The sequence below is a fragment of the Flavobacterium sp. ARAG 55.4 genome, assembly GCF_051846875.1.
Classification (GTDB): Bacteria; Bacteroidota; Bacteroidia; order Flavobacteriales; family Flavobacteriaceae; genus Flavobacterium; species Flavobacterium plantiphilum.
Map to the genome: position 1 here is coordinate 312696 of NZ_JBPYCT010000003.1, position 24809 is coordinate 337504.

Consider the following 24809-nt stretch of genomic DNA (forward strand, 5'->3'; position numbering starts at 1 on the left):
AAATCAATTAATTTCTTCTATCAAATACTTTGTCCCATTAATTTCAAAAGTAAATCCCACGGAATTCCCCATTAGTTTATTTCCCAATGGCGATTGTGGTGATAACGCAATCACATTAATTCCTTCGAGAGTAATTTTTGGCAAAGCCAAAGACACATACAAGTAAATCCCATTGGCTTTTACCAAACTTCCTAAAGTGATGGATTTAGCTGTAATTTCTGGATTTATTTTATCCAAAACTGCTTTTTGTTCTAGCACTTCTCGCAACTTTGTATTGAATTTTTCCTGTTCCAAATGCATCATCGACAAAGCCGTTTCGTGCTTATCGCCTGCCGAACCTTTGGCATCGTTTTTAGAATCCTCAGTCAAAGCTGCAATCATATCCCTAAAAGCATCAATCCTGTCTTCTACCAGTCGGGAATAATACTGATGTATTTTTTGTTTAAAAGTCATTTTATTGAAGTACTCGTTTCTTAGATTACAAAGATGTTGTTTTTTTGAAGGGAACAAAAGTAAATTTAATTTATTATTACAAAAGCGGATTATTTTATCACTGGCAGAATTCTTAATGATTAGACATTTTTTTTATTTAACTTCGTAAAAGAATCATTACTAATCTTTTATTTTAAAATTATTATGAAAAAATTAAAATTTATTTCCGCACTTGCTTTTGGTTTGCTATTGCTATTAGCTACTGAGGTACAAGCTCAAAAATTTCCCGGTTTAGATAAAAGTCCAATGGATTTGGCTTTATATCCGGCAGATAATAAAATCCCAACTAAAATGGCTAAAGTAGTTTACAGCCGTCCGCAACTCAAGGGGCGTTCTTTAAGCGAACTTGCTCCTGAAGGAAAAGTATGGAGAACCGGTGCTAATGAAGCCACAGAAATTACTTTTTATAGAGATTTCAAACTAGGCTCTACCAGAATCAATTCAGGAACTTATTCCTTGTACACTATTCCGGGAAAAGATAATTACACCGTTATTATCAACAGAAGTACGAATGTGTGGGGAGCTTACAACTACAAAGCAGAAAACGATCTTGCCCGTTTGAGTGTTCCTGTTACACAAGCAGAAGAATCTCTTGAAGCGCTTTCGATGGTATTTACTCCAGCTGATAAAGGTATGGTGCTAAACATTGGATGGGATAAAACTCGTATTGCAATTCCTTTTACAGAATAATATCTTTTAACCGCAGAGAACGCTAAGTTCACAGTAGCCAACAGCTAGTTTCAAAAAAAGGCAATAAATTCACAAATTAAAATCTTTGTGAACTTATTGCCTTTTTTTAAACTTTGAGATTAAGTAAAAAACCTAGAAATCAAATTTAAAATTAGCTCCTACTAATACCTGAAAACCCTGAACCGGGTATTTCATCCATTTTTGATAGGATTTACCAGTCATATTATTCAGTTTTACAAATGCCGTTAACTGAGAATTATATTTATAACCTACATGCGAATTCAAATCAAAATAGCTTCCTATTTTTGTTGGAGAAGTTACCATTAATGCATCCGATAAATTTGTTTGCATATCTTTTCTTTCTCCTACATAAAATACTTTTGCACCGGCAAACCATTTAGGCGTGATATTAAAATCGATTGACGAGTTTACCTCAACAGCCGGCAAATTCCAGGCTTCCTGCTCATTACTGTTTTTATAGCTATTGAAAGCTCCACCAATAGAAAAACTTACATTATCAGAAAAATCCGCTTTTAAATCACCTGAAAAACGAAAAGTACGAACATCATCATACACTACCTGAAATGAATTCCCGAAAGCATAATCTTCATTAGCAGCATTTTCAGTATAATCATTAGCTCTGTATAAAGCCTTATTTCTTTCATTGGTATAAGAACCACGCAGATTATAACTTACGCTTGAAGCTAATTTTCCTTTCAAACCTGCAAAAATATCATATTGTCTGTCTGTTGGCATAATAGCCAGAGTAGGCGACAAAAAAGGATTTTCGTTGACAAATTCCATATAAGAGTTTTGCTCTAATCCCCCTTCGGCACCAGCATAAAAAATCATTAAATCCTCAACAACCGGATAAGAAACATTAATATTTGGATAAATCAAGAACTGACTGTCATTCCCTTCATTATCCATACTGTAAAACAACGAAGCTCCTAATTTCACATCCCATCCGTTTTCCTGAATTACAAAACTAGGCGAAATACCTAAATTAGTAAAGCCATACTTGATAGCTTCTGTATTGGTATTCAGGTAATTTTTATCAAATGATCCTCCCACATAATCCACTGTAATATCAGTTTTCACAAATTGGTTTCCCACATTAAACCGCAACGAAGGTTTTACAAAAAAACGGTTTTCCGATGAATCAAAATTATCCGAAAAATGGCTAAACTTCATAGCTGCTTCTTTTAAAAAACCTTCATTAAATTCCAGTTTACCTCCTAAAGAAATACCATTATAAGTATGTTTTGAATCAATATCATCTAATAATGAACTATCAAAATCCATAGGTAAACCGTACCAGTTGTATACTTGATTGTGATAACCTAAATCAAGATTCCAAGACATATTATCCAGGTTAGCTCCATACGTCAAATCTAAAGCAGTGTTGTAAAACCAATCGTCTAATTGAACATCGTTTATCCCGCCCTGTGAAGAAAAATGACGAAACATTCCCCCCACATAATTGTTATTATTTAATTCCTGATTGATAAATAATTCGGCATTCAGATTACCATAGTTTCCATATCCTAAAGTAGCATAATTATTGTAAAACTTTTCTTTAGCTTCTTTGTCTACACCTTCTGCTTTTCCTTTAGCAGGTGCAAAAGTGGAGGCAACAGGAAAAGAAAAAATAGAATAATTGATGGTTTCTTTTTTTGCATTTCCGTCATCATCAAGTACAACTGATTCCTGAACCTTGGAAGCATCGGATATTGTTGGGGTATATGGTTTTACAATATTTACTTCTTCTGAACCAATACTTTTCTCTTTCTTTTGAGCAAAAGAAACTTGTAAAATCATTAGAAACAGACCTATTGTTATTTTATTTTGGAAATTGAATTTCATATTTTATTTTTTAATGTGAAGCACTTCGATCCTTCGATAAACTCAGGAAAGGCTGAGCTCAGTGTGACAACTTTTTTAATTAATTACCTATCGAAGAATTTGTTTTAGACTCTTCTGATTTGATTCGGCTTAACTCTGTTTGCGCTTCCGAAACTACATCCGGGAAATCGGCAAAATTCTTAATTACACTATCCAGAATATAGGTAGCCTGAAAACTGTCTTTTAATCCGTAAAAGTTTTTAGCCATTAAAATTAATCCTTTAGCTCCATACAAACGATAAGCGGAGTAGCTCTTTGCCAGTTTTTGAACTGAAGTATTTGAAGCCTCAAATTTAGCTTCCTTGTTTTTAAAATAAGCATCATAATACAATGCTTCCGCTGCCAATTCTCCTTTGGCAATCGGCATCACTTTTGCATAAGCAGCTTTCGCTTTAGCCTCATCGCCTGTTTGCATAGCCGAACGTGCAATGATTATTTGGGCATCACTTTTAACATTATCATCTGTTTTTGGATTACTCAAAACTTTATCTGCATAAACCACTGCGTTAGAATAGTCTTTGTTCTCATAATACAATTTCATCAGATTGGATTGTGCGAAAACTTTATTCTGGGACAAATCAGCTTCATTTTCTAAACGAATTAATACCGGAGTTGCTTTTTGTTTATCTGCTGAATCTAATAAAATCTGAGCTAACCTTGTTAATGATTGCTCTGTAAATTCATTTCGGGGCTGATTGATTACATACTCATAATTAGGTAAAGCTTTGTCTTTCTGACCTTCTGCATAATAAGCCTGTGCCAAATTAAAATTAGCTTTCAAAGCATGAATACCATTTGGAAAACTTGAAATATAAGCTCTGAATCCGGAAATTGCCTGAGCTGTATTATTTTGTTCAAATTGTTTCATTGCCGATTCATAAGTATCATTATCCAGATCAGCATCAGTAACCTCAACAAAATCAAGTGTTTTTACCCAACTCGCATATTCATTCACTTTTCCGCCATCAACATAAATCAATCTTGCGGTAGCAACTGCTTCTAAAGCTTCGGGAGTTTTAGGATATTCGGCAGCTACTTTTTTAAATTTCACTAAAGCATCCGAACTCCTGTCCGAATTATAATAAACCAATCCCTGACGCAAAATCGCTCTGGCTGTAAAAGCACTATTTTTATATTCACTGATTAACCTGTCATAAGTTTTCAATGCCTGATCTTGCTTATCACCCGCCACATAGGTATTGGCCAGTTCAAACATGGCATCATCACGGTAAGCCGATTTAGGATAATTTTGAATAAAAGCATTCAAATCTTCAATTTTTCTGTCATTTCTGGCAACAAAACCATAACAAAGGGCTTTTTGATAATGCGCATAATCAGCATCTACACTTTTTAATTCGATTACTTTATTATAAGCATCCATTGCCGGCCAGTATTTAGAAGTCACAAAACGGCAATCTGCTAATCGCAAATAAGCATCTGTCAATCTGGTTTTATCATCTTTTGTTTTATCAATAAATTTCTGAAAAGCATCTCCGGCTGAATCGTATTCTTTTAATTTAAAATAAGCATACGCTACATTATAATTGCTGTTTTTATACTCAGGAGTAGTACTAGCTGCTGACATTCCTGCAAATTGTTTAAAACTCAACAATGCTTTATTGTAATCATTCAATACATATTCTGTTTCTCCTTTCCAGAAAGTAGCTCTGGCAGTAAATTCAGCATCCATTGCATTTCCTAAAGATTTTTGGAACATTTGCAAAGCCTGCGTATAATTTCTATCGGTATATAATTCTAAACCTCTGTAGAACGTCACTTTTTGGTAAGCCAGTTTATTTTCAGGGCTTTTATTTTTTTCCAATAAAACTAAGGCTTCTTTGTAATTTTTAGAAGAGATATAAGAGTCAATCAATAACTTTTCTACAACCGGACGGCTGGAATTGTTGGGATATTTATTGATAAAACCTAACAGAATAGATGGTACACTTTGATAAGAATTCCCTAATTCATAGCTTAATTTAGCATAATTTAAATACGCATCTTCCTGAATTGCTGCTTCAAATGGCATTTCGGAAGCATTTTTGAAAGCATTCAGTGCTTCTTGTTTTTTATTTAGTTTAAGATAACTTTCACCTAAATGATAATAAGCATTTTGCGCCACTCCGTCTTTTCCTCCAATAATTTTATTGAATTGTGCGATAGCATTTTCAAAATCATTTTGTTTGTAATACGCATACCCTAACTGGTAATAATCGGTATTATTCCATCTTCCTTTTTTTCCTTTATAAGCCACTAAATAAGGAATAGACTCCTTGTATTTCTTTAAATTAAAATAACTCTCACCAATAATTTTATTCAGTTCTGACTTTTCAGCAGCATTGGATTTCCCCATTGCTTTTTGTCCAAGTTCAATAGCTTTTTCAAAATTCCCCGATTTAAAATTCATGTCAGCCTGATAATAGGATAACTTTTCAGCATATTTTTCATCTCCGGCAACGGCATCAAAATATTTATTGGCTTCCTGATAATTATCGCCTTCATATGCCATAAAACCCAGATAATATTTAGCCTGAGGTCCATAAACATCTGATTGTAATACTTTATTGAAGTAAGTTGTAGCTTCTTTTTTATTATTGGAACTAAAAAAACTGTATCCTTTTTGGAAATTAAAACGATCCTTATCTTTAGCACTTAACTGATTTTCATCTGTTTTTTCAAACCATCTTAAAGCCTCATTATAATTTCCCTGATTGAAATAAAAATGAGCTACTTCAGTATATGCCTGATTACTCTTGGAACTCGTAGGGTAATTTTCCAGAAATGATTCCATCAGCACATCGGCATTTGGATGTCCTAAACGTACCGCACAACTGGCATCATAATAAGCACAATCCGACTTCATCTCTTCATTTTGAGTTTTATCCTTTACTTTTTCAAAAAGATACTGAGCCGAAGCATATTGATTATCCTTAAACAAGTCCACTGCCCTGCTGTAATCCTTTAAATTATTGGTATATATTATTGATTCCTGTGCTAAAAGCATATTGGTTTTAACAAAAACCAATAAAAAAAAGAGCCACGAGAGTTTACGCATTTTCATTTATTTTTTTTAATATCCCAAATATATCATATTCTAAGATTTATAACGAGGGATTAATTCGTTTTATTATGAACAAATATTTTAACAGAACACAAAAAACTAATATTTTGATATTGCCATTTCATAATTGATAATTACTTTTACACCATAAACAAAATAAAATTATGTCCCAAGCCATATTATCATTAAAAAATGCAACCATTTACCAGGAAGACAAAGTAGTTTTATCGAATGTTAACCTGGAAGTTAATCGTGGAGAGTTTCTGTATATTATTGGAAAAACAGGTTCCGGAAAAAGTAGTTTTATGAAAACGCTGTATGCCGATTTACCATTAACAGAAGGAACCGGGCATATTGTAGACTTTGATTTAGAAACCTTAAAAGAGAATGACATTCCGTTTTTAAGACGTAAAATAGGAATTGTTTTTCAGGATTTCAAACTGTTACCGGACCGTTCCATTCAGGACAACATGCTTTTTGTATTAAGAGCTACAGGCTGGGCTGACCAAAATGAAATGGAACGAAAAATAGAAGAAGTACTGGATAAAGTAGGAATGAAAAACTATGCGCAAAAAATGCCTCATCAAATTTCCGGTGGAGAACAACAACGTGTAGCCATTGCCAGAGCATTGCTTAATGACCCTGAACTTATTCTTGCTGATGAGCCTACAGGAAACTTAGATCCTCAAACCAGTGTGGAAGTTTTAGATGTTTTGAAAAAAATAAACGGAAACGGAAAAACAATTATCATGGCCACTCACGACTATGCTTTGCTAATGAAATTCCCTTCAAAAACACTAAAATGCGAAGACTCTAAAATTTTTGAAGTCGTTCAGAGAACCGTTTAACAAACACTATTTATCACTTTCCAAAGCAGGCAAATGCCATTTGTATTTCACTGCCATCAATCGGATACTAATAATGACAGATACTGTTGTTATATAAATAATCTCATCATTCAGCTGAAAGGCTTTGAGTATAAAAAACAGAATTCCGCCAAGAATACAAATAGTTGCATAAATCTCTTTACGGAAGATTACGGGAATTTCATTGCATAAAATATCACGGATAACACCGCCAAAACATGCGGTGATTGTCCCCAGAGCAATGCAAATAATAGGATGTAAACCTATCTCAATTCCTTTTCTCAATCCCGTTAAAGTATAAACCCCCAGACCAATAGTATCAAAAAGAAACAAAGAAGTTCTCAATCTATCAAATTTCTTCCGAAAAACCACTGCCAGTATAAATCCGGTAATAATCATATAAACATACTCCAAATCCATCATCCAGCCCACCGGAGTCCGTCCTATTAAAACATCACGCAAGGTCCCTCCGCCCACTGCGGTTACAAAAGCAATAATAAAAACACCAAAAGGATCTAACTTTTTCTCCATGGCTGTCAAAACCCCGGACATAGCAAAAGCCATCGTACCCACAATTTCTAAAAAACTAATCATAGCTGATGATTTAATTAATGACTTACAGCAAATTAAAGAAAAACAACTCACTTACATCACCCAAACTTTATTATTCTATCTGAAATGAAATAAAAATTTAAATACAGTTTTACAAAACAATCATTGTCTGTGTATCTTTGCTGTGAATTTAATTTTAAATCCTGCGCCTCTTGAAACAAATAACATCCATTCAGAATCCTTTTATTAAATCTTTGGTATTATTACAGGAAAAAGCCAAAAACAGGAGACAAACAGCGACGTTTTTGATTGAAGGGATACGTGAAATTTCATTGGCAGTAAAAGGGAAATATGAAATTGAAACTATTTTATTCTATCCCGAAATCTGCAGCCAGACAGAAGCTAAAAAACTAGCTCCGGACGCTGGATTAATTGAAATCAATAAAGAGATTTTTCAAAAACTGAGCTATCGTGATACCACTGATGGTGTTTTGGCTGTAGCCAAATCCAAATCCTTACAACTTTCAGATCTAGAACTTTCTGAAAACCCGTTAATCTTAGTCGCTGAAGCTCCGGAAAAACCAGGAAACATCGGAGCACTTTTAAGAACTGCCGATGCCGCTAATCTGGACGCTGTAATTATTGCTAACCCAAAGAGTGATTTATACAACCCAAATATTGTTCGTTCCAGCGTAGGCTGTTTGTTCACCAATCAAATTGCCACTGCAACTACCTCAGAAATCATTGCTTTTTTAAAAGAAAAAAACATCAATTTCTATTGTGCCACTTTACAAAATTCAACCAGCTATCATACTCAGGATTTTACAAATCCAACAGCTCTGATAGTAGGAACTGAAGCCACCGGCCTAACACAGGAATGGCGTGATGCTGCCACACAAAATATTATCATCCCAATGCAAGGCGAAATTGACAGCATGAATGTTTCGGTTGCTGCGGCCATTTTAATATTTGAAGCAAAAAGGCAAAGAGGATTTTAAAATTTAGATTTCAGATATTATATTGCAGATTAAATAGTTATAAATTCGATTTTATTCTTTAAAAACCTGACGTTTTTTAAAATTTAATATCTAAAATCAGAAATCTACAATCTACATTCCCAACTCTTGCATATATGCTAACTTATGATTATTTTTAGAAAATGAACCCTGCAAGTATGACCGAAATAGATATCGAAAAAGAAAATAAAGCAATTGCTCAGGAATATAAAGAATTGCTTCGTATCAGTTACCAAACCTTAACCACAGAAGATAAAAAACTTATACGAAAAGCATTTGATGTTGCAGTTGAAGCGCATAAAGACCAAAGAAGAAAATCGGGCGAAGCCTATATTTTTCATCCTATTGCTGTGGCTAAAATTGTTGCTTCGGAAATTGGTCTTGGAGCAACCTCAATTGCGGCTGCTTTATTGCATGATGTGGTGGAAGACACTCCAACTACAGTAAAAGATATTGAACGAATGTTCAACCCGAAAGTAGCACAACTTGTAGAGGGTTTAACCAAAATATCTATTGTACAAAAAGACATGAATGTGTCTATGCAAGCTGAGAATTTTCGAAAAATGTTATTGACTTTGTATGATGACGTAAGAGTGATTCTTATTAAAATTGCCGACAGATTGCACAATATGCAAACTATGGATTCGATGATTGACCACAAACAGGTTAAGATTGCTTCGGAAACACTTTATATTTATGCACCATTAGCGCATCGTTTAGGACTATACAACATTAAAACAAAACTGGAAGATTTAGGATTAAAATACACTGAACCGGCAGTTTACAATGATATTGTCAGCAAAATAAAAGAAACCAAAGAACAACAGGACGCTTACATCAAAGATATTTCTGATGTTTTAAAAGCCTCTTTAGACGCTGAAGACATTGATTATATCATCAAAGGCCGCCCAAAATCCATCTATTCGATTCGCAGAAAGATGAAGGCTCAAAACGTAACTTTTGACGAAGTTTACGATAAATTTGCGCTGAGGATTGTCTATAAATCAGATCCACATGATGAAAAATTTATCGCCTGGAAAATTTATTCTATCGTTACAGACCATTACAGACCGAGTCCAAGTCGTTTAAGAGACTGGATTTCCTCTCCTAAATCTACCGGTTATGAAGCATTGCATATTACTGTAATGGGACCTAAAGGACGCTGGGTAGAAATTCAGGTTCGCAGTGAACGTATGGATGAAATCGCTGAAAAAGGATATGCAGCGCATTATAAATACAAAAATGGAGATTCAGAAGAAGGTGGTCTGGATGTCTGGTTAAACTTATTGAGAGAAGCATTAGAAAATTCAGAAACAAATGCTATCGACTTTGTTGAAGATTTCAAAATGAACCTGTATTCAAAAGAAATCTATGTCTTTACACCAAAAGGAGATATTAAATCCTTACCTAAAGGTGCAACATCACTTGATTTTGCCTTTAGTATCCACTCCGAAATTGGAATTAAAACCCGTGGAACAAGAGTTAACGGAAAACTAGTTCCTTTAAACTATGAATTAAAAAGCGGGGATCAGGTAGAAATAATCACATCTCCAAACCAGAAACCAACAGCAAACTGGTTTGATTATGTAACCACTTCCAGAGCCAAAAATAAAATCAGAAACGTTCTCAACGAAAACACCAAAAAAATTGCTGAAGACGGAAAAGAAGTACTGACACGTAAATTAAAACACCTTAAAGTTACGCTAAACGAAACTGTCATCAACGAGTTAGTTAACTTTTTCCACCTTAAAACCAGTCTGGATTTATTTTACCGTGTTGGAATCGGAACTATTGATAACCAACAATTGAAAGATTTTGCAGCACAAAAAAGCAATACTTTAATTAATTTCTTTAAAAACAAAATAAAACGCAGTGGAAATACTGCCGATGCTGATATTCATAAACCTGTTCTGAACAGCAATTATGACATGCTGGTTTTTGGAAAGGAACAAGACAAATTAGATTATAAACTCTCTACTTGCTGTAATCCGATTCCAGGAGATCAGGTTTTTGGCTTTGTTACGATAAACGAAGGGATAAAAGTGCATAAAAAAGACTGTCCTAATGCTATCTCTCTACAATCCAATTATGCTTACCGAATCATGCCTGCCAAATGGATTGATTCTTCGCAACAGGAATTCAAAGCTATTCTTAATATTACCGGAATGGATACCATTGGCCTTACTAATGAGCTCACAAAAGTAATTTCGAACAACATGAACGTCAATATTCAGAGTATTTCGCTGAGTGGAGATGCCGGATTGTTTAAAGGACAATTAACTGTTATTGTTCAAAACATTACTATTCTGAAAAAACTAATTGAAAACATAAAAAAAATTGACGGGATTGACCGCGTGACAAGGGTTTACAAGAATTAATAATTTTTGAATGATTTAACATTATTTCACATCCTTTTTTCCGATTTTTGAAAAGCTTTTCAGACTTAAGGAGAATACAAAATTATTGTTTAACTTTATAAAAAAACAAAATTATTCTCTTATAAGTACTTAAACTTGAAAACTATTAAAATAAAAATTTATCTTTGCCGAATATGACACTCATTTCCACAAATAACAACAAAAATCAGGAAATTGTAAAAAATGTTTTTACAATGTATCTTGAAAAAAACGGGCATAGAAAAACGCCTGAACGTTACTCCATACTTCAGGAAATCTATGAAAGTGAAGAACATTTTGATATTGAAAACCTCTATATCAAAATGAAAAATAAAAACTATCGTGTGAGCAGAGCAACGCTGTATAATACTATAGAATTACTTTTAGACTGTGGTCTGGTTCGTAAACATCAATTTGGACAAAACCAGGCTCATTATGAAAAATCTTACTTCGACAAACAACATGATCATATTATCATGACCGATTCTGGTGAGGTAATTGAGTTTTGTGATCCAAGAATACAGACCATAAAAAAAACCATTGAAGAAATTTTTGATGTGGAAATCATCAATCATTCCCTGTATTTTTATGGAATAAAAAAGACAGCTAAAACAACAGAGGAACAAGAAGAAAATACTAATAACGAAAACATTTAGTTTTAAAAAAGGCAGTAACTCACTATTACCGCCAAAACGAATTAACGAAAATAAATAAATTAAAAATGACCGTAGATTTATTACTAGGATTACAATGGGGAGATGAAGGAAAAGGAAAAATTGTTGACGTTCTTACCTCAAATTATGATATTATTGCTCGTTTTCAGGGAGGTCCTAATGCCGGACACACTTTAGAATTTGACGGAATAAAACATGTATTGAGAACCATTCCTTCCGGAATTTTCCATAAATCAGCGGTAAATATTATTGGAAACGGTGTTGTAATTGATCCTGTTGTATTTCAGAAAGAAATTGAAGGATTAGCAAAATTTAACATTGATATCAAAAAGAAATTAATCATTTCCAGAAAAGCACATTTAATTTTACCTACCCACCGTTTATTAGACGCAGCCTCTGAAGCTTCTAAAGGAAAAGCTAAAATTGGTTCTACTCTTAAAGGAATCGGACCAACTTACATGGATAAAACCGGCAGAAATGGTTTACGTGTAGGAGACATTGAATTAGAAGATTTTAAAGAAAGATACCGTGCTCTTGCTGACAAACATGAAGCTATGATTGCTTTTTATGGTGTAGAATTAGAATATAATTTACCGGAATTAGAAGCAGAATTTTTTGAATCTATCGAAGAAATTAAAAAATTAGATTTCATAGATAGTGAAGAATACATGTATCAGGCTCAAAAAGCAGGTAAATCTATTTTATGTGAAGGAGCTCAGGGTTCTTTATTAGATGTTGATTTCGGGACTTATCCTTTTGTGACTTCTTCTAATACTACAGCAGCCGGAGCCTGTACAGGTTTAGGAATTGCTCCTAATAAAATTAAAGAAGTGTACGGAATTTTTAAAGCATACACCACTCGTGTAGGTAGCGGTCCTTTTCCAACAGAACTTTTTGACGAAACAGGTGCGACAATGGCTAAAGTAGGTAACGAATTTGGTTCCGTTACAGGAAGAGCAAGACGTTGCGGATGGTTAGACTTAGTAGCTTTGAAATATGCTGTTCAGGTTAACGGAGTTACACAATTAATGATGATGAAAGGTGACGTACTTTCCGGTTTTGATACTCTGAAAGTATGTACAGAATACAATTACAAAGGAAAAAACATTGCTCATTTCCCTTACAATGTAGAAGAAGAAAATGTTTCTCCTGTTTACAAAGAATTCAAAGGATGGAAACAAGATTTAACAGGAATGACTACTTATGAGGAATTACCAGTTGAATTAAAAGAATATATTGAGTTTATTGAAAAAGAACTTGAAGTTCCTATTAAAATTGTTTCTGTTGGTCCGGACAGAAAACAAACTATCCTAAAATAAAAAATTAACGCCCTGAAATTCGGGGCGTTTTTTTATACATTAAATCAAATCGCAAATAACAAATGAACGACCCAAAAATAAGCATCAAAGAAACCAAATTATTATCTGACAACTGGTACATTTTAAACAAAGTAACTTTTGATTATAAAAAACCGGATAATAGTGTCATTACACAACAACGAGAAGTGTATGACCGGGGCAACGGAGCTGCTATATTACTCTACAATACTGCAAATAAGACTATTATTTTAACACGTCAGTTTCGTTTACCCACCTACTTAAATGGAAATAAAAACGGAATGATGATTGAAGTTTGTGCCGGATTATTAGATGAGGATGAGCCTGAACAATGCATCATACGGGAAACGGAAGAAGAAACGGGCTACCGCATTTCTAAAGTCGAAAAAATCATGGAAACCTACATGTCTCCTGGCGCTATAACTGAAATTTTATATTTATTTATTGGCGAATATGATGCCTCTATGAAAGTAAGCGAAGGTGGCGGATTAGAGCATGAACAGGAAAATATTGAAGTTATTGAAATGTCTTTTGAGGAAGCTTACGATAAAATAGCAACAGGAGAAATACAAGACGCAAAAACTATTATGTTACTGCAATATGCTAAAATTAATCTGGGATTTTAAACCAATTATCATATACATTTGTAAATCAACATCCTAAAAAACACCATACAAATAAGTAATTACATTTAGTATTTTAACGTAGAATAGCTGATTTTTTTTATTTGGAAAAAGTATATATTTACAAAAAATCCAGAAACTATTTAGTTAAATCATCCTGATGAAAATTTATATTAAAAACATGGCCTGCGAAAGCTGCAAGGTGGTAGTCAAAGAAGCACTAGAAGAATTAAACTTAAATCCTGTAAAAATAGAACTTGGGGAAGCTGTTATCAAAGAAGAAATTACTACCGAGAAAAAGAAAAAACTGAATGCTATTATAAATAAAGTAGGCCTGGAAATTATTGAAAGCAAGGGTGGAGTTTTAATAGAAAAAATCAAAAACTATTGTCAGGAATACATCAATATTGACAAACCGGTAAAAGTTAATCTATCTGATTTTTTAACTGAAAAACTGGATTTGGATTACAATTATTTGTCAAATGCTTTTTCTGAAGTAACTTCATCTACAATTATTCATTATACCAACTTATTAAAAATGGAGAAAGCGAAAGAAATGATTTTATTCGAAGAATACAATTTTTCAGAAATAGCCAGCAAACTTAATTTTAGCAGTCTTTCGGCATTTTCAACTCAATTTAAAAAAGTTACAGGCTATAGTCCTACTCATTTTAAAAACTTAAAAGAGAAAAGAAGAAAAGCTATTCAGGAGTTAAATGAAGACTTAAAAAAGAAAAACCAATAAAATTTATAAAATTATAAGGAAAAAAGTGAATTTTTATAAGATACCTTTACCTATTAAAATTATAAAAAAATATGAGTAAAATAAGTATCTTTTATGCTGACGACGACGAGGATGATTTAATGTTTTTTAATGATGCGGTAGAAAGCGTTAGTAATACTTGCAACTTACTCGTCCAGCTTTATATCCATAAAAACGGTGACAATCTTGTTACTAATATTAAAGAGCAAAAACCTGAAAACGGAGTCGTATTTTTAGACTTAAATATGCCAAAAAAATCCGGGTTTCAGATTTTGGAAGAAATACGTAATGAACCCGCTATTAAACACTTTCCGGTAGTTATTTATTCTACCAGTTCTGATAAATCAGATATTGAATTAAGTCTTAATCTTGGTGCAAACTTTTATGCTGTCAAACCTTATAATTTCAATGATTTGATGAAGATGATTCAAAACGTGATTAAAATAAACTGGAATAATCATAAGGTTGATATAGAAAATTTTTTGTTAATTAAATAAAATATTAAACCTTTTACACCAAATTATCAAATTGCCACTAACCCGCATGAGGGATGGAAGCGGCATCCTTTTATGTATTTCTTTAATACATAAAAGATACAGCGTACAGACCGGCCTTATTGAAAAAATATTTTTTACTATTTTTTTTAATAAGGTCATGCAAAAGAAAAGGAGAACACAAATAAAATTGTATTCTCCTTTTTTATGCAATAAAAATGTAAAATTATTTATTAGGCTGCGGAGTCATTCTTAAATAATATTTTATTCTGTTGAAGCCTTTTGGGAATTTCGCGGGGATATCTTCATCTTTAATTGATGGAGATATTACAACATCCTGACCGTCTTTCCAGTTTGCCGGAGTGGCCACACTGTAATTAGCAGTTAATTGCAAACTGTCGATAACGCGTAAAATTTCGTCAAAGTTTCTTCCTGTTGAAGCCGGATAAGTCAAAATTAATTTAATCTTTTTATCTGCTCCGATTACAAATACAGAGCGAACAGTAAAAGTATCATTAGCATTTGGATGAATCATATCATACAAATTAGCTATTTCTTTATTTTCATCGGCTATGATAGGATACTGTAAGGTAGTATTTTGAGTTTCCTCAATGTCTTTAATCCAGTTTACATGCGACTCTAATCCATCCACACTCAATGCAATAACCTTAGTATTTCTTTTTTGAAATTCAGGAAAATAATTTGCTACTGTTCCTAATTCAGTAGTACAAACGGGTGTAAAATCAGAAGGATGAGAAAATAAAACACCCCATGAATCGCCCAGCCATTCGTGAAAATGTATGGTTCCCTGAGTAGTTTCTGCTGTAAAATCCGGAGCTGTATCTCCTAAACGTATTGTTGCCATTGTATATCTGTTTTTAAATTCGAATAAAGTTAATCAAAAAAATAGCGATAGCCGATGGATTGCATTTAAATATTTGTTAAAGAGAGTCCGAATCTTTTTTAAATGTAATGTAAAATGAAATACCAAAAAGCCAGTGTGACAAACGAAACAGGAATCCCAAAACCAATCATCATACTGCTCAATCGTGGTTTTAAACCATAAGAAGTAGCCAGAATACTCGCCATAATCATGGGTGCCATGGCGGCTTCGATAATAGCTACCTGAATCATTAAGGAACTTTGTTTCAGGATAACAACATAAAGTAAAAAAAGTATGGCTGGTGTAATTAACAACTTATATGCTAATCCAATCCACAGAAATTTCCAATGCTTGCTCCGGCTGTCAAAATGCAATTGCAACCCAACAGAAATCATGGCTAATGGTGTGAGCAGACTTCCTAATTTCTGAAAAGCCAACTGGAGATAATCATGAAAATCTAAATCCAGAACATTAGCAAAAACAGCCACTAAAAAGCAGATAAAAGGAGGAAACAGCAAAACTTTCTGAGCAATTTTAACTCCGCTTGCTGCTTCTTTAGAATACAATGTTGCCACCACTACGGCAATCGTAGAAAGCACTACAAATGTTCCCGGCTGATCGACCAAAATAGCCATTTTTAATCCTTCGGAACCATACAGGGCATTTACTATAGGATATCCCAAAAAGGAAGTGTTTCCCAAACCTGCAGTTATAATCAGACAACCTGTTAATTTTTTAGACCAGCCGTATTTTTTTCCTAAAAAACGAAATAAAAAGAAAGCTATTGTAAATCCAATCCAGGTAACACCAATGAGATAAAGCAATTCATTATCCCAGCGAACTTTTGGGATATAATACAGCGCTAAAGCCGGAAGACAGCAGTAAACAACAAATTTATTGATCAGCTTATAACTATCAGAGGGAAACCATTTAACACGCTGAAGCGCAACACCTGCCAGTAAATAGACAAAAATCAGAATAATATTAATCATAATGCTGCAAAGATATTTACTAATTTGCTAGTATCATAAACATATGTAGAATATAACATCTCGAGTAAGATTCATTGTATTAACAACAGACAGCAAAGTTTAGTCTGAATGTATTATTTTTACAAAAAGCATTCTGTATTTTGAAAAAAGATAAGCTCAATCCAAAAGACAATCAGGACAATCCTGAAATTTTTAATGCTGCTGTGTTGAAAAAAATTCAACAGGCACGCAATTCCCAACCCAGTATCGAAGTACTTATTTCCGGGATTTTATCAGGAGAAATTAGTGCACTGAGCAGAGCTATTACTATAATCGAAAGCAATAATAAAAATCATTTTGCTAAAGCTAATTCAATTATTAATGCCTGCCTCCCTTATGCGAACCAATCTGTCCGAATAGGCATTACAGGTGTTCCCGGAGCAGGAAAAAGTACATTCATCGAAGCTTTTGGTAAACACCTAAGCAGTCTGGGTAAAAAAACAGCCGTTTTAACAATTGACCCAACCAGCAGTATTTCCCACGGGAGTATTCTGGGCGATAAAACCCGAATGGACGAATTATCCAAAGATCCTAATACGTATATCAGACCGTCAGCGTCAGGCGACACACTGGGCGGAGTGGCTCGAAAAACAAGAGAAACTATCATACTCTGTGAAGCAGCAGGTTTTGATATTATTATAATTGAAACTGTAGGTGTGGGACAAAACGAGATTGCCGTTCACAGCATGGTCGATTTTTTCTTATTGTTACAAATTGCAGGAGCCGGTGACGAATTACAAGGTATAAAAAGAGGAGTTATCGAAATTGCAGATGCAATTGTAATTAACAAATCAGATGGTGACAACATCGCCAAAACCGAACAAGCAAAAGCCGAACTGAGTCGTGCTCTGCATTTTTTCCCTCCTAAAAAATCAGGATGGATTCCTGTTGTATCAAGTTGTAGTGCTAAAAACAATCAGGGCATAACAGAAATACAGCAGATAATTACAGACTATATTGAACTCACAAAAAGTAACGCTTATTTTGATACCAAAAGAGCGGAACAAAATGAATTCTGGCTAGTAGAAACCATTAATGAGCAACTAAAACAAGATTTTTATGGAAATACTGAAATTCAAAACCTCTTAGAAAAAACTAAAAAAGCGGTGCAAAATAATGAATCCTCACCTTTTGCAGCCGCCCGTTTATTAATTGAAACTTATTTTAATTCTAAAGACTAATCTTGTTCGTAACGCTCCATTTCCCTGTCATAAAAAGCATTGGCCTGCTCTATTAAGCCTTCCATTTCGGCATTTAATTCAGCTTCATCAAGATCTTCAGCTTCTTCCATAAATTCTACTTCATCATCTTTCAGATTAATAATAAATCTGGGATAATCTAAATGAATGATAAAAATGTCATCTGGAAAATCAGTGTTGTCGCCAAGTAAAAATTTAGGTAATTCCATGCTGTAATTAATTTGATTATTTTTTGAGTTGTCTTTTTTTTTATTTTAAAAACGACAATAATTTTGTGTTTCTAATGTTGCTCGAAGATTAAGCGTTTCGTTAATCTGATAAAGCGAATATACAAAAATAAAGCTGCCATAGTTAATCCTGCCAAAAGTCCAATCCAGATTCCAACTGCTTTTAAACCGGTATAAAACCCCAGATAGATGGAAACCGGAAATCCCACAACCCAGTATGCTACAAAAGTTATATACATTGGAACTTTAGCATCCTGCAAACCTCGCAAAGCACCTAAAACTACCGCCTGAATCCCATCTGAAATTTGGAAAACAGCTGCAATTAGCAGTAATTGAGCAGCTATGGTTATTACTTCAGTATTGGCTGCAAAATCAGCAGTATTATTCATATCTACAAATAAAACCGGCATTTGTTTATGAAATAAAACAAAAAACAGTGCAAAGAAAATTTCTAATAAAACTGCTAGTAAAAAGATAGAAAAAGCGACAATTTTCATTTTTTTATAATCACCTAAACCTTTTTGATTCCCTACTCTTATAGTAGCAGCAACGCTCAATCCCATCGCAAACATAAAAGTAAATGAAGCCAGACTCAACGCAATCTGATTAGCTGCCTGATACGCTATTCCTAAACGGCCGGAAAGCCAGACTGCGGCAGTAAATAAACCTACTTCAAAAAACATTTGCATCGAGGAAGGAGCACCTAACCTAATGATTTTCAGATTAATTTCGCGCTGAATATTTTTAAACGAAAACCCCTCAAAAAAAGGATAAAACTTAACGTTTTTTTTCATCTTGTAATGCATATATCCCAACATTACAAAACGGGAAACAATAGTTCCAATAGCGGCCCCCACAATGCCTAATTCAGGAAAAATCCAGACTCCGTAAATGAAAATGTAATTCAAAACCACATTCACCACATTCCCTAAAATAGTTGCCCACATGGAATATTTGGTTTCACTCATCCCATCTGCAAATTGTTTGTACCCCTGAAAAACTATCAATGGTACTAAAGAAAATGCTACAATATCAAGATAAGGCTGAGAAAGTTCTACTACATTAGCAGGTTGTCCCATAAAAACAATCCATTGTTTAGCAAAAAATACCAGTACAAAAAGAAAAAAACCTAAGAAAGTACATAAATACAAACCATGATGAAACACGCTTCTGCCTTTTTCAATGTTCTGTTCTCCATCGGCCTCGGCAGCCAGAGGTGTAATAGCGGTCGAAAAACCTATTCCTAATGACATGGCTATAAAAACAAAGCTGTTGGCTAATGAAACTGCCGCCAGTTCAGCCGGTCCTAATTTCCCTACCATAATATTATCTACAATCCCAACAACAGTATGCCCAATCATCCCTAAAATGATAGGATAAGCCAAATGTAAATTATAGGAGAATTCTTTGGTATAAGTAGCTAGAGTCACTTTGATTTTTTTAAGGCGACAAAGGTAAGCAGAAGTAAATCGACTGCAAGGTGTAATCCCAATATTTATACAACAAAAAAATGCTGTTAAAAAAATTCGTTAGCTAATTGATAGTCAATTGTTCCCGTTTTATAAATATAAAAAAGCAAAAAACAGCACAACATTTAAAGTCAACTCTCGTTTATAAGCTCTATAACCGCCCTGATTACGGGTAGTTTTAAATAAAATTGAAAAAATAATTAAACCCCCTCGAATCATGAAAACAACAAAAAAATTTACAGCTGCCATTTTATTTACACTGGCATTATTTACATTTAATGGCGCAAAAGCTCAGGAAACATCAAAATACGATCAGGGTTTCCGATTAGGTTTTGGATTAAGTGGTGGTTATGCCACCGAAGATCCTTATAAAGCTGCTGTAGGAGGTGATGTCCGCCTGCAATATGATTTAACTAAAAGGTATTCAATCACTTTAACTACTGGTTACAATCACATCTTTGTGAGCGAAAGTGATGGAAAAGACTTAGGTTTTATTCCTGTAAAAGCAGGTTTAAAAGCCTTTATCTGGAACGACCAGTTTTATCTAACAGGAGAAGCCGGAGCTGCTTTTTCGGTAGCGAATAATTACAATCAAACCTCTTTATTATTAGCTCCTGGAATTGGATATGCGACTAAATACATCGATATTTCTGCACGTTACGAGCATTATTCTGATTTCAAAACAATCAATAACGATGGAACTCCGGGACAGGGTTTTGGTCAGGTAGCAATTAGACTGGCTTATGGTTTTAAATTATAAAAATTTAAAAGATAACTAACAAAAAACACCTGATCACTTAAATGGCTATCAGGTGTTTTTTTTATTCTTTTGTCAGTTGCTCTTTATACATGGCAAAATTCATTTTAATCTTATCATCCAGTTGTGGTTCTTTTATATCGGTATATTTCTGCATTTCTTCCCAAATAATTTTTGCCACAATATAACGAGACATTTCTTTATCATCAGCAGGAATTACATACCAGGGTGCTTTTTCAGTACTGGTTTTATTAATAGCTTCCTGATAATATTTCATATAATCTTGCCAGCGGTCTCTTTCTTTTAAATCACCGGGCGAAAATTTCCAGTGATGTTCTTCTTTTTCTAAGCGTCTTAACAGCCTTTTACGTTGTTCTTCTTTGCTTAAATGCATATAAAACTTTAAGACAATAGTTCCGTTTTGAGTCAGATGTTCTTCAAAATTCCTAATCTGCTGCATTCTGTTTTCCCAGAACTCAGGAGTAATATCATCTACACTTTCTATTCCGGGTAAATTCTCATTCATGATATATTCAGGATGCACTCTGGTAACTAAAACATTCTCATAATGCGTTCTGTTAAACACGGCAAATTTTCCCTTTTCAGGCAAAGCCAGATAATGCCTCCATAAATAATCGTGTTCAAGTTCAGTAGAATTAGGTGTTTTAAAACTATGCACCACCACACCACGCGGATTAAACTCTTTAAAAACTTCCCTGATTAAACTGTCTTTCCCGGAAGTATCCATACCCTGAAGACAAATTAAAACCCCGTAACGGTTATGCGCATACATGACATCCTGCAAAACACTCAGTTTAGCCTGAACCTCATCTAATTTAGCTTCTTTAACATCATCACTTGCTTCGTTAAATAAATTAGTCGGGATTTTAGACAAATCAATTTCTCTTGTTACTTTAAAATCATCGGGATTTATGGCTTTCATAGGTACTATTTTATCATTATATTCTCAAATATAAGCAATAAATACTATAATTTTAGCCTTTAAATAGCTTTATCAGAAGCTGTTTCCGGTTATTCACTATATCTTTAGCTCCATAAAGAAAGGAGCTAAAGGATACCGCTGCTACCCGGGCTATTCAATCTGTTTTTAAATTAACATATGGAAAAATTTACACTCGAAATATTGTTTCACATCATCGGCATAGGTGCTGCTTCAGGATTAATTTATAAAGACAACTCTCTTTATCTTATTAGCGACAACAGCAGTTATTTATACGAATATCACATGAATTCTCAGGATTTACAACGTCATGCCCTTACAACCGATCCTGCTGAGAACATTCCTAAAAAAGACAAACCTGATTTTGAAGCTATGACTGCTTTTCAGGATACACTTTATATATTTGGCTCAGGTTCCACTACCAACAGAAACAAAATGGTCGAATTTGATTTGGCACAAAAAAAGAAAATTGCTACCAATGATTTAAGTAATCTGTACGAAGTAATGCAAAATTTTGCCTCTATAAAACCGGAAGATTTTAATATTGAAGGCATCATGCACGATGGTGAAAACTGGTATTTTTTAAATCGTGGTAACGGAATTGCAAATAAAAACACCCTTCTTAGTGTTCATGCTAAAAAGCTCGATCAGGAATTCAGCCTTATGGCAAACGACTATAAATTACCAAAGATAAAAGGAGTACGTACCAGTTTTACTGATGCTGTATTAACAGATAATGCCATTTATTTTTTGGCCACAGCCGAAAATTCAAAATCCACGTATCACGACGGAGAAGTATTAGGAAGCATCATTGGACGCATTAATCTGGAAACGATGAAAATTGATTTTACAAAAAAAATTAGCCCCACAAATAAATTTGAAGGGCTAACGGTATATTCAAAAACGGAGCATCAGATTCAGTTTTTGCTGTGTGAAGATAAAGATTCTGATGTATTAGAAAGTACTATTTACGAATTAACAGTTCCTCTAAAATAATTTTTTTTCTTATTATAAATCAGCTCTCTTTTTTTGTTCAATCATAATACTATCTTTAAAAGGTTTCACCACTCTGGCTATTTCTTCTTCAGAAATATTAAGAGCTTTTGGATCATCCAGCAGTTTTAACCATGGCTTTGGTGCTTTAAAATCATAAGATCCAAAAACAATTACAGGTGTTCCTTTTACCTTTACGGTTTCATTGTCTTCAAGTACCCATTCGTCAGCCCAGTCATACAGATAACGTGCATCTTTTTCCTGTAACCTTAAACAGGAATGTGAAGCCGGATAACCCGGTAGGGTATACTGATGAAATCCTACTCCTAATTTATTTTCGATATTAAAATTCCATTTTAAAATCCATTCATCATTAAAGGTACTGGTAGTTTCTTCGGCTTTCCAATTTGTAAAGAAAAGACCTGTGGGAGTAGGATCTTTTTCTCTTCCCATATTTGTAGGTCCCGTATACACTAAACGCCCCTTATCATAAGCGACAAAAGTTTGAGTAGGATATGAAAATAAAATGATTTTATGTATGTCTTGTAAGACCTTTACTTCCAGCGGAAACGGTAAATAAAACTCGATATCGCCACTTTTGTCTTTGGGAACAATAACAGAATCCATTTTTTTTAAATTAGCGGCATCGGTTCTGTTGGCCGCATATACCAATTTTAAGTAAGCTTCGTCTGTTTTATTTTTTGCTAACCATTCTTTTGTATTTACCATCTGGTAAGCCACTTTTTCCGTAGGTTCATGACGCACCGGACTTTCTATGGTTCCTATAATCGTTTTTTCGTTTTCTATAGCTGGTTTTTCATTTTCCTGTTTGCAGGCAACAAATAAAAGGGCAGCCAGCCCGGTACAGAGTAAGAGTATCTTCTTCATATTTTGATATTAAATTATTAAGTTATGCTTATTATTTCATAAAACTCAAGATTGTAAAATTCATACTTTTTATGTCACTTTTTGTTACGGAATTTTCAGAAAATCTTATCATATTTAAAGACTGTCTTTTTTAACTTTTTAATACGATTAAAAAACAATGAAACCTTTAAATTTGTTAAACAAACGTAAATAAAACAGAAATGAACGATTTAAAAAATAAAAACGCACTGATTACAGGAGCGGGAAAAGGAATAGGAAAAGCAATTGCAATTGCTCTGGCAAAAGAAGGCGTAAATCTGATATTGGTAGCCCGCACCCAATCAGAAATTGATGCTGTGGCACAGCAAGTACAGACTTTTGGTGTAAAAGCCCTGGCTCTAACTGCAGATGTTTCCAATATGGATTCTGTAAATACAGCCGTGGAAAAAGCCTTAACCGAATTTGAAACTATTGATATTCTTATCAACAATGCCGGTATTGCTGCTTTTGGTAAATTTTTAGATTTAGAACCTACCGAATGGGAACGCATTATTCAGGTGAATGTAATGGGAATTTATTATGTAACCCGTGCTGTTGTTCCTAACATGATAGAAAGACAAACGGGTGATATCATCAATATTTCATCCACTGCGGGATTAGCAGGAAATGCACTTACAAGTGCTTACAGTGCTTCTAAATTTGCTGTGCTTGGATTAACCGACTCGTTGATGCAAGAAATGCGTAAACATAATATTCGTGTATCCGCTTTAACACCAAGTACCGTGGCTACTGACATGGCCAAAGATTTAAATCTGACAGACGGGAATCCTGAGAAAGTAATGCAATCCGAAGATATGGCCGAATTAATTGTAGCACAGTTAAAACTCAACCGTCGCGTGTTTATAAAAAACAGCAGCATCTGGTCAACAAACCCTTAATTATATATTGAAATGGAACAATATTTAAGACAATTAATCGAAATCGAATTTGAAGACAAAAAAGAACTCTATACCGGATTTCTTATTGACTATTCTGACGATTGGATTTTATTAAGAAACAATCCTGTAGACTTTATAGTAGATGGATTTGTTATTCTGAGGAACAGGAATATAGCTAACATTCACAGAGATGAACAACTTGAATTTACTGAAAAAGTGATTCGGCTAAAAGGAGTAAAAACAAACGCTGAGGACATTATCCCAATTAGAGATTTAGAGACCATTATCCATTATCTTGATAAGAAATATGGTGTTTTCCAAATTGCAAAAAAATCAGCTAAATCTGCCTATTTAGGAAAATTAATAGCACTCAACAATGAAGAACTTACGATTGATTTTCTAGACATCAGAGGTGAATTTGGCGGTGAGTTAAGTTTTAATCCCGAAAAAATAAGAGTAATTGAATTTGATACCGATTATATCAATTCTTTAAAACTATTAATTTAGACAAATAAATTAAAGATTACATCCAAACTGAAACCATTAAAAATCAATAGAATATTTTTTATTGCATTGATTTTTAATGGTTTTTATTTATTTTTAAAAAAAATCGAA

The 24809-nt window shown here is 33.9% G+C and carries 24 protein-coding genes; 14 read left to right on the forward strand and 10 right to left on the reverse strand.

Annotation, left to right across the window (positions count from 1 at the left end):
• Positions 1 to 3 precede the first annotated feature (3 nt).
• Entirely contained in the window at positions 4 to 453 is a 450-nt protein-coding gene (locus tag ACSV4D_RS05380; RefSeq protein WP_439227427.1) for a hypothetical protein, read from the reverse strand.
• Positions 454 to 636: 183 nt separating this feature from the next.
• Here ACSV4D_RS05380 and ACSV4D_RS05385 point away from each other — a divergent pair, with 183 nt between their 5' ends.
• Positions 637 to 1182, forward strand: coding sequence for a DUF2911 domain-containing protein (locus ACSV4D_RS05385; RefSeq protein WP_408081271.1), 546 nt, complete (start codon positions 637 to 639; stop codon positions 1180 to 1182).
• A gap of 132 nt (positions 1183 to 1314) precedes the next feature.
• Here the strand turns inward: ACSV4D_RS05385 and ACSV4D_RS05390 are convergent, their stop codons facing one another.
• Together ACSV4D_RS05390 and ACSV4D_RS05395 are read right to left on the reverse strand one after the other, a co-directional pair.
• Positions 1315 to 3048 (reverse strand): TonB-dependent receptor, encoded by a 1734-nt coding sequence (locus ACSV4D_RS05390; protein ID WP_439227428.1) that lies wholly within the window; start codon positions 3046 to 3048, stop codon positions 1315 to 1317.
• Positions 3049 to 3127: 79 nt separating this feature from the next.
• The gene (locus ACSV4D_RS05395; protein WP_439227429.1) at positions 3128 to 6142 is read right to left on the reverse strand and encodes a tetratricopeptide repeat protein; all 3015 of its coding nucleotides are present in this window, start codon (positions 6140 to 6142) and stop codon (positions 3128 to 3130) included.
• Positions 6143 to 6312: 170 nt separating this feature from the next.
• Here ACSV4D_RS05395 and ACSV4D_RS05400 point away from each other — a divergent pair, with 170 nt between their 5' ends.
• Positions 6313 to 6996 carry a cell division ATP-binding protein FtsE gene (locus tag ACSV4D_RS05400; protein WP_408081269.1) on the forward strand — a complete coding sequence of 228 codons (684 nt, stop codon included), beginning with the start codon at positions 6313 to 6315 and terminating at the stop codon, positions 6994 to 6996.
• Between the two features lie 6 nt (positions 6997 to 7002).
• Here the strand turns inward: ACSV4D_RS05400 and ACSV4D_RS05405 are convergent, their stop codons facing one another.
• The gene (locus ACSV4D_RS05405) at positions 7003 to 7608 is read right to left on the reverse strand and encodes a trimeric intracellular cation channel family protein (protein WP_408081268.1); all 606 of its coding nucleotides are present in this window, start codon (positions 7606 to 7608) and stop codon (positions 7003 to 7005) included.
• A 170-nt stretch (positions 7609 to 7778) separates the two neighbouring features.
• Here ACSV4D_RS05405 and ACSV4D_RS05410 point away from each other — a divergent pair, with 170 nt between their 5' ends.
• From ACSV4D_RS05410 to ACSV4D_RS05440, 7 genes are all read left to right on the forward strand, one after another.
• Positions 7779 to 8564: a TrmH family RNA methyltransferase gene (locus ACSV4D_RS05410; RefSeq protein ID WP_439227430.1), complete on the forward strand. Its 786-nt coding sequence runs from the start codon at positions 7779 to 7781 to the stop codon at positions 8562 to 8564.
• Positions 8565 to 8740: 176 nt separating this feature from the next.
• Complete coding sequence (locus tag ACSV4D_RS05415; protein WP_408081534.1) at positions 8741 to 10960, forward strand: RelA/SpoT family protein; 2220 nt, start codon at positions 8741 to 8743, stop codon at positions 10958 to 10960.
• Positions 10961 to 11133: 173 nt separating this feature from the next.
• Positions 11134 to 11634 carry a Fur family transcriptional regulator gene (locus ACSV4D_RS05420; RefSeq protein ID WP_439227431.1) on the forward strand — a complete coding sequence of 167 codons (501 nt, stop codon included), beginning with the start codon at positions 11134 to 11136 and terminating at the stop codon, positions 11632 to 11634.
• Between the two features lie 65 nt (positions 11635 to 11699).
• Positions 11700 to 12971: an adenylosuccinate synthase gene (locus ACSV4D_RS05425; RefSeq protein WP_408081265.1), complete on the forward strand. Its 1272-nt coding sequence runs from the start codon at positions 11700 to 11702 to the stop codon at positions 12969 to 12971.
• 62 nt (positions 12972 to 13033) lie between these two features.
• Positions 13034 to 13615, forward strand: coding sequence for a GDP-mannose pyrophosphatase NudK (gene nudK, locus ACSV4D_RS05430; protein WP_439227432.1), 582 nt, complete (start codon positions 13034 to 13036; stop codon positions 13613 to 13615).
• A 157-nt stretch (positions 13616 to 13772) separates the two neighbouring features.
• Positions 13773 to 14357 carry a helix-turn-helix domain-containing protein gene (locus tag ACSV4D_RS05435; RefSeq protein WP_439227433.1) on the forward strand — a complete coding sequence of 195 codons (585 nt, stop codon included), beginning with the start codon at positions 13773 to 13775 and terminating at the stop codon, positions 14355 to 14357.
• Between the two features lie 71 nt (positions 14358 to 14428).
• Complete coding sequence (locus tag ACSV4D_RS05440; protein ID WP_439227434.1) at positions 14429 to 14872, forward strand: response regulator; 444 nt, start codon at positions 14429 to 14431, stop codon at positions 14870 to 14872.
• A 223-nt stretch (positions 14873 to 15095) separates the two neighbouring features.
• Here ACSV4D_RS05440 and ACSV4D_RS05445 read toward each other — a convergent pair whose 3' ends face one another.
• Together ACSV4D_RS05445 and ACSV4D_RS05450 are read right to left on the reverse strand one after the other, a co-directional pair.
• The gene (locus ACSV4D_RS05445) at positions 15096 to 15734 is read right to left on the reverse strand and encodes a peroxiredoxin (protein WP_408081261.1); all 639 of its coding nucleotides are present in this window, start codon (positions 15732 to 15734) and stop codon (positions 15096 to 15098) included.
• 98 nt (positions 15735 to 15832) lie between these two features.
• Positions 15833 to 16744, reverse strand: a complete 912-nt coding sequence (locus ACSV4D_RS05450; RefSeq protein ID WP_439227435.1) for an AEC family transporter — start codon at positions 16742 to 16744, stop codon at positions 15833 to 15835.
• A 140-nt stretch (positions 16745 to 16884) separates the two neighbouring features.
• On the opposite strand from ACSV4D_RS05450, the gene meaB reads away from it, so the two are divergent.
• Positions 16885 to 17964, forward strand: coding sequence for a methylmalonyl Co-A mutase-associated GTPase MeaB (meaB, locus tag ACSV4D_RS05455; protein ID WP_439227436.1), 1080 nt, complete (start codon positions 16885 to 16887; stop codon positions 17962 to 17964).
• Here meaB and ACSV4D_RS05460 read toward each other — a convergent pair.
• Together ACSV4D_RS05460 and ACSV4D_RS05465 are read right to left on the reverse strand one after the other, a co-directional pair.
• Positions 17961 to 18191 carry a hypothetical protein gene (locus ACSV4D_RS05460; RefSeq protein ID WP_073240840.1) on the reverse strand — a complete coding sequence of 77 codons (231 nt, stop codon included), beginning with the start codon at positions 18189 to 18191 and terminating at the stop codon, positions 17961 to 17963. The genes meaB and ACSV4D_RS05460 overlap by 4 nt on opposite strands.
• Before the next feature lie 71 nt (positions 18192 to 18262).
• Positions 18263 to 19639, reverse strand: a complete 1377-nt coding sequence (locus ACSV4D_RS05465) for an MATE family efflux transporter (protein WP_439227437.1) — start codon at positions 19637 to 19639, stop codon at positions 18263 to 18265.
• A gap of 256 nt (positions 19640 to 19895) precedes the next feature.
• Between ACSV4D_RS05465 and ACSV4D_RS05470 the strand changes: the two genes are divergently transcribed.
• Positions 19896 to 20438, forward strand: coding sequence for a hypothetical protein (locus ACSV4D_RS05470; RefSeq protein WP_439227438.1), 543 nt, complete (start codon positions 19896 to 19898; stop codon positions 20436 to 20438).
• Between the two features lie 61 nt (positions 20439 to 20499).
• Here ACSV4D_RS05470 and ACSV4D_RS05475 read toward each other — a convergent pair whose 3' ends face one another.
• Entirely contained in the window at positions 20500 to 21378 is an 879-nt protein-coding gene (locus ACSV4D_RS05475) for a PPK2 family polyphosphate kinase (RefSeq protein ID WP_439227439.1), read from the reverse strand.
• Positions 21379 to 21555: 177 nt separating this feature from the next.
• Here ACSV4D_RS05475 and ACSV4D_RS05480 point away from each other — a divergent pair, with 177 nt between their 5' ends.
• On the forward strand, positions 21556 to 22392 hold the full coding sequence (locus ACSV4D_RS05480; protein ID WP_439227440.1) for a DUF6929 family protein: 837 nt from the start codon (positions 21556 to 21558) through the stop codon (positions 22390 to 22392).
• A 12-nt stretch (positions 22393 to 22404) separates the two neighbouring features.
• On the opposite strand, the gene ACSV4D_RS05485 is transcribed toward ACSV4D_RS05480, so the two are convergent.
• Positions 22405 to 23277: a L,D-transpeptidase gene (locus ACSV4D_RS05485; protein WP_439227441.1), complete on the reverse strand. Its 873-nt coding sequence runs from the start codon at positions 23275 to 23277 to the stop codon at positions 22405 to 22407.
• A 200-nt stretch (positions 23278 to 23477) separates the two neighbouring features.
• Here ACSV4D_RS05485 and ACSV4D_RS05490 point away from each other — a divergent pair, with 200 nt between their 5' ends.
• Together ACSV4D_RS05490 and ACSV4D_RS05495 are read left to right on the forward strand one after the other, a co-directional pair.
• Positions 23478 to 24194: a 3-ketoacyl-ACP reductase gene (locus ACSV4D_RS05490; protein WP_439227442.1), complete on the forward strand. Its 717-nt coding sequence runs from the start codon at positions 23478 to 23480 to the stop codon at positions 24192 to 24194.
• A gap of 12 nt (positions 24195 to 24206) precedes the next feature.
• Positions 24207 to 24701, forward strand: coding sequence for a hypothetical protein (locus tag ACSV4D_RS05495; protein WP_439227443.1), 495 nt, complete (start codon positions 24207 to 24209; stop codon positions 24699 to 24701).
• The last annotated feature ends 108 nt before the right edge of the window (positions 24702 to 24809 follow it).

Bases quoted from the DNA above. Each gene is read 5' to 3' on its own strand.
- ACSV4D_RS05380 (WP_439227427.1), bottom strand. From the start codon at position 453: ATGACTTTTAAACAAAAAATACATCAGTATTATTCCCGACTGGTAGAA.
- ACSV4D_RS05385 (WP_408081271.1), top strand. From the start codon at position 637: ATGAAAAAATTAAAATTTATTTCCGCACTTGCTTTTGGTTTGCTATTG.
- ACSV4D_RS05390 (WP_439227428.1), bottom strand. From the start codon at position 3,048: ATGAAATTCAATTTCCAAAATAAAATAACAATAGGTCTGTTTCTAATG.
- ACSV4D_RS05395 (WP_439227429.1), bottom strand. From the start codon at position 6,142: ATGCGTAAACTCTCGTGGCTCTTTTTTTTATTGGTTTTTGTTAAAACC.
- ACSV4D_RS05400 (WP_408081269.1), top strand. From the start codon at position 6,313: ATGTCCCAAGCCATATTATCATTAAAAAATGCAACCATTTACCAGGAA.
- ACSV4D_RS05405 (WP_408081268.1), bottom strand. From the start codon at position 7,608: ATGATTAGTTTTTTAGAAATTGTGGGTACGATGGCTTTTGCTATGTCC.
- ACSV4D_RS05415 (WP_408081534.1), top strand. From the start codon at position 8,741: ATGACCGAAATAGATATCGAAAAAGAAAATAAAGCAATTGCTCAGGAA.
- ACSV4D_RS05420 (WP_439227431.1), top strand. From the start codon at position 11,134: ATGACACTCATTTCCACAAATAACAACAAAAATCAGGAAATTGTAAAA.
- ACSV4D_RS05425 (WP_408081265.1), top strand. From the start codon at position 11,700: ATGACCGTAGATTTATTACTAGGATTACAATGGGGAGATGAAGGAAAA.
- nudK (WP_439227432.1), top strand. From the start codon at position 13,034: ATGAACGACCCAAAAATAAGCATCAAAGAAACCAAATTATTATCTGAC.
- ACSV4D_RS05435 (WP_439227433.1), top strand. From the start codon at position 13,773: ATGAAAATTTATATTAAAAACATGGCCTGCGAAAGCTGCAAGGTGGTA.
- ACSV4D_RS05440 (WP_439227434.1), top strand. From the start codon at position 14,429: ATGAGTAAAATAAGTATCTTTTATGCTGACGACGACGAGGATGATTTA.
- ACSV4D_RS05445 (WP_408081261.1), bottom strand. From the start codon at position 15,734: ATGGCAACAATACGTTTAGGAGATACAGCTCCGGATTTTACAGCAGAA.
- ACSV4D_RS05450 (WP_439227435.1), bottom strand. From the start codon at position 16,744: ATGATTAATATTATTCTGATTTTTGTCTATTTACTGGCAGGTGTTGCG.
- ACSV4D_RS05460 (WP_073240840.1), bottom strand. From the start codon at position 18,191: ATGGAATTACCTAAATTTTTACTTGGCGACAACACTGATTTTCCAGAT.
- ACSV4D_RS05470 (WP_439227438.1), top strand. From the start codon at position 19,896: ATGAAAACAACAAAAAAATTTACAGCTGCCATTTTATTTACACTGGCA.
- ACSV4D_RS05475 (WP_439227439.1), bottom strand. From the start codon at position 21,378: ATGAAAGCCATAAATCCCGATGATTTTAAAGTAACAAGAGAAATTGAT.
- ACSV4D_RS05480 (WP_439227440.1), top strand. From the start codon at position 21,556: ATGGAAAAATTTACACTCGAAATATTGTTTCACATCATCGGCATAGGT.
- ACSV4D_RS05485 (WP_439227441.1), bottom strand. From the start codon at position 23,277: ATGAAGAAGATACTCTTACTCTGTACCGGGCTGGCTGCCCTTTTATTT.
- ACSV4D_RS05490 (WP_439227442.1), top strand. From the start codon at position 23,478: ATGAACGATTTAAAAAATAAAAACGCACTGATTACAGGAGCGGGAAAA.
- ACSV4D_RS05495 (WP_439227443.1), top strand. From the start codon at position 24,207: ATGGAACAATATTTAAGACAATTAATCGAAATCGAATTTGAAGACAAA.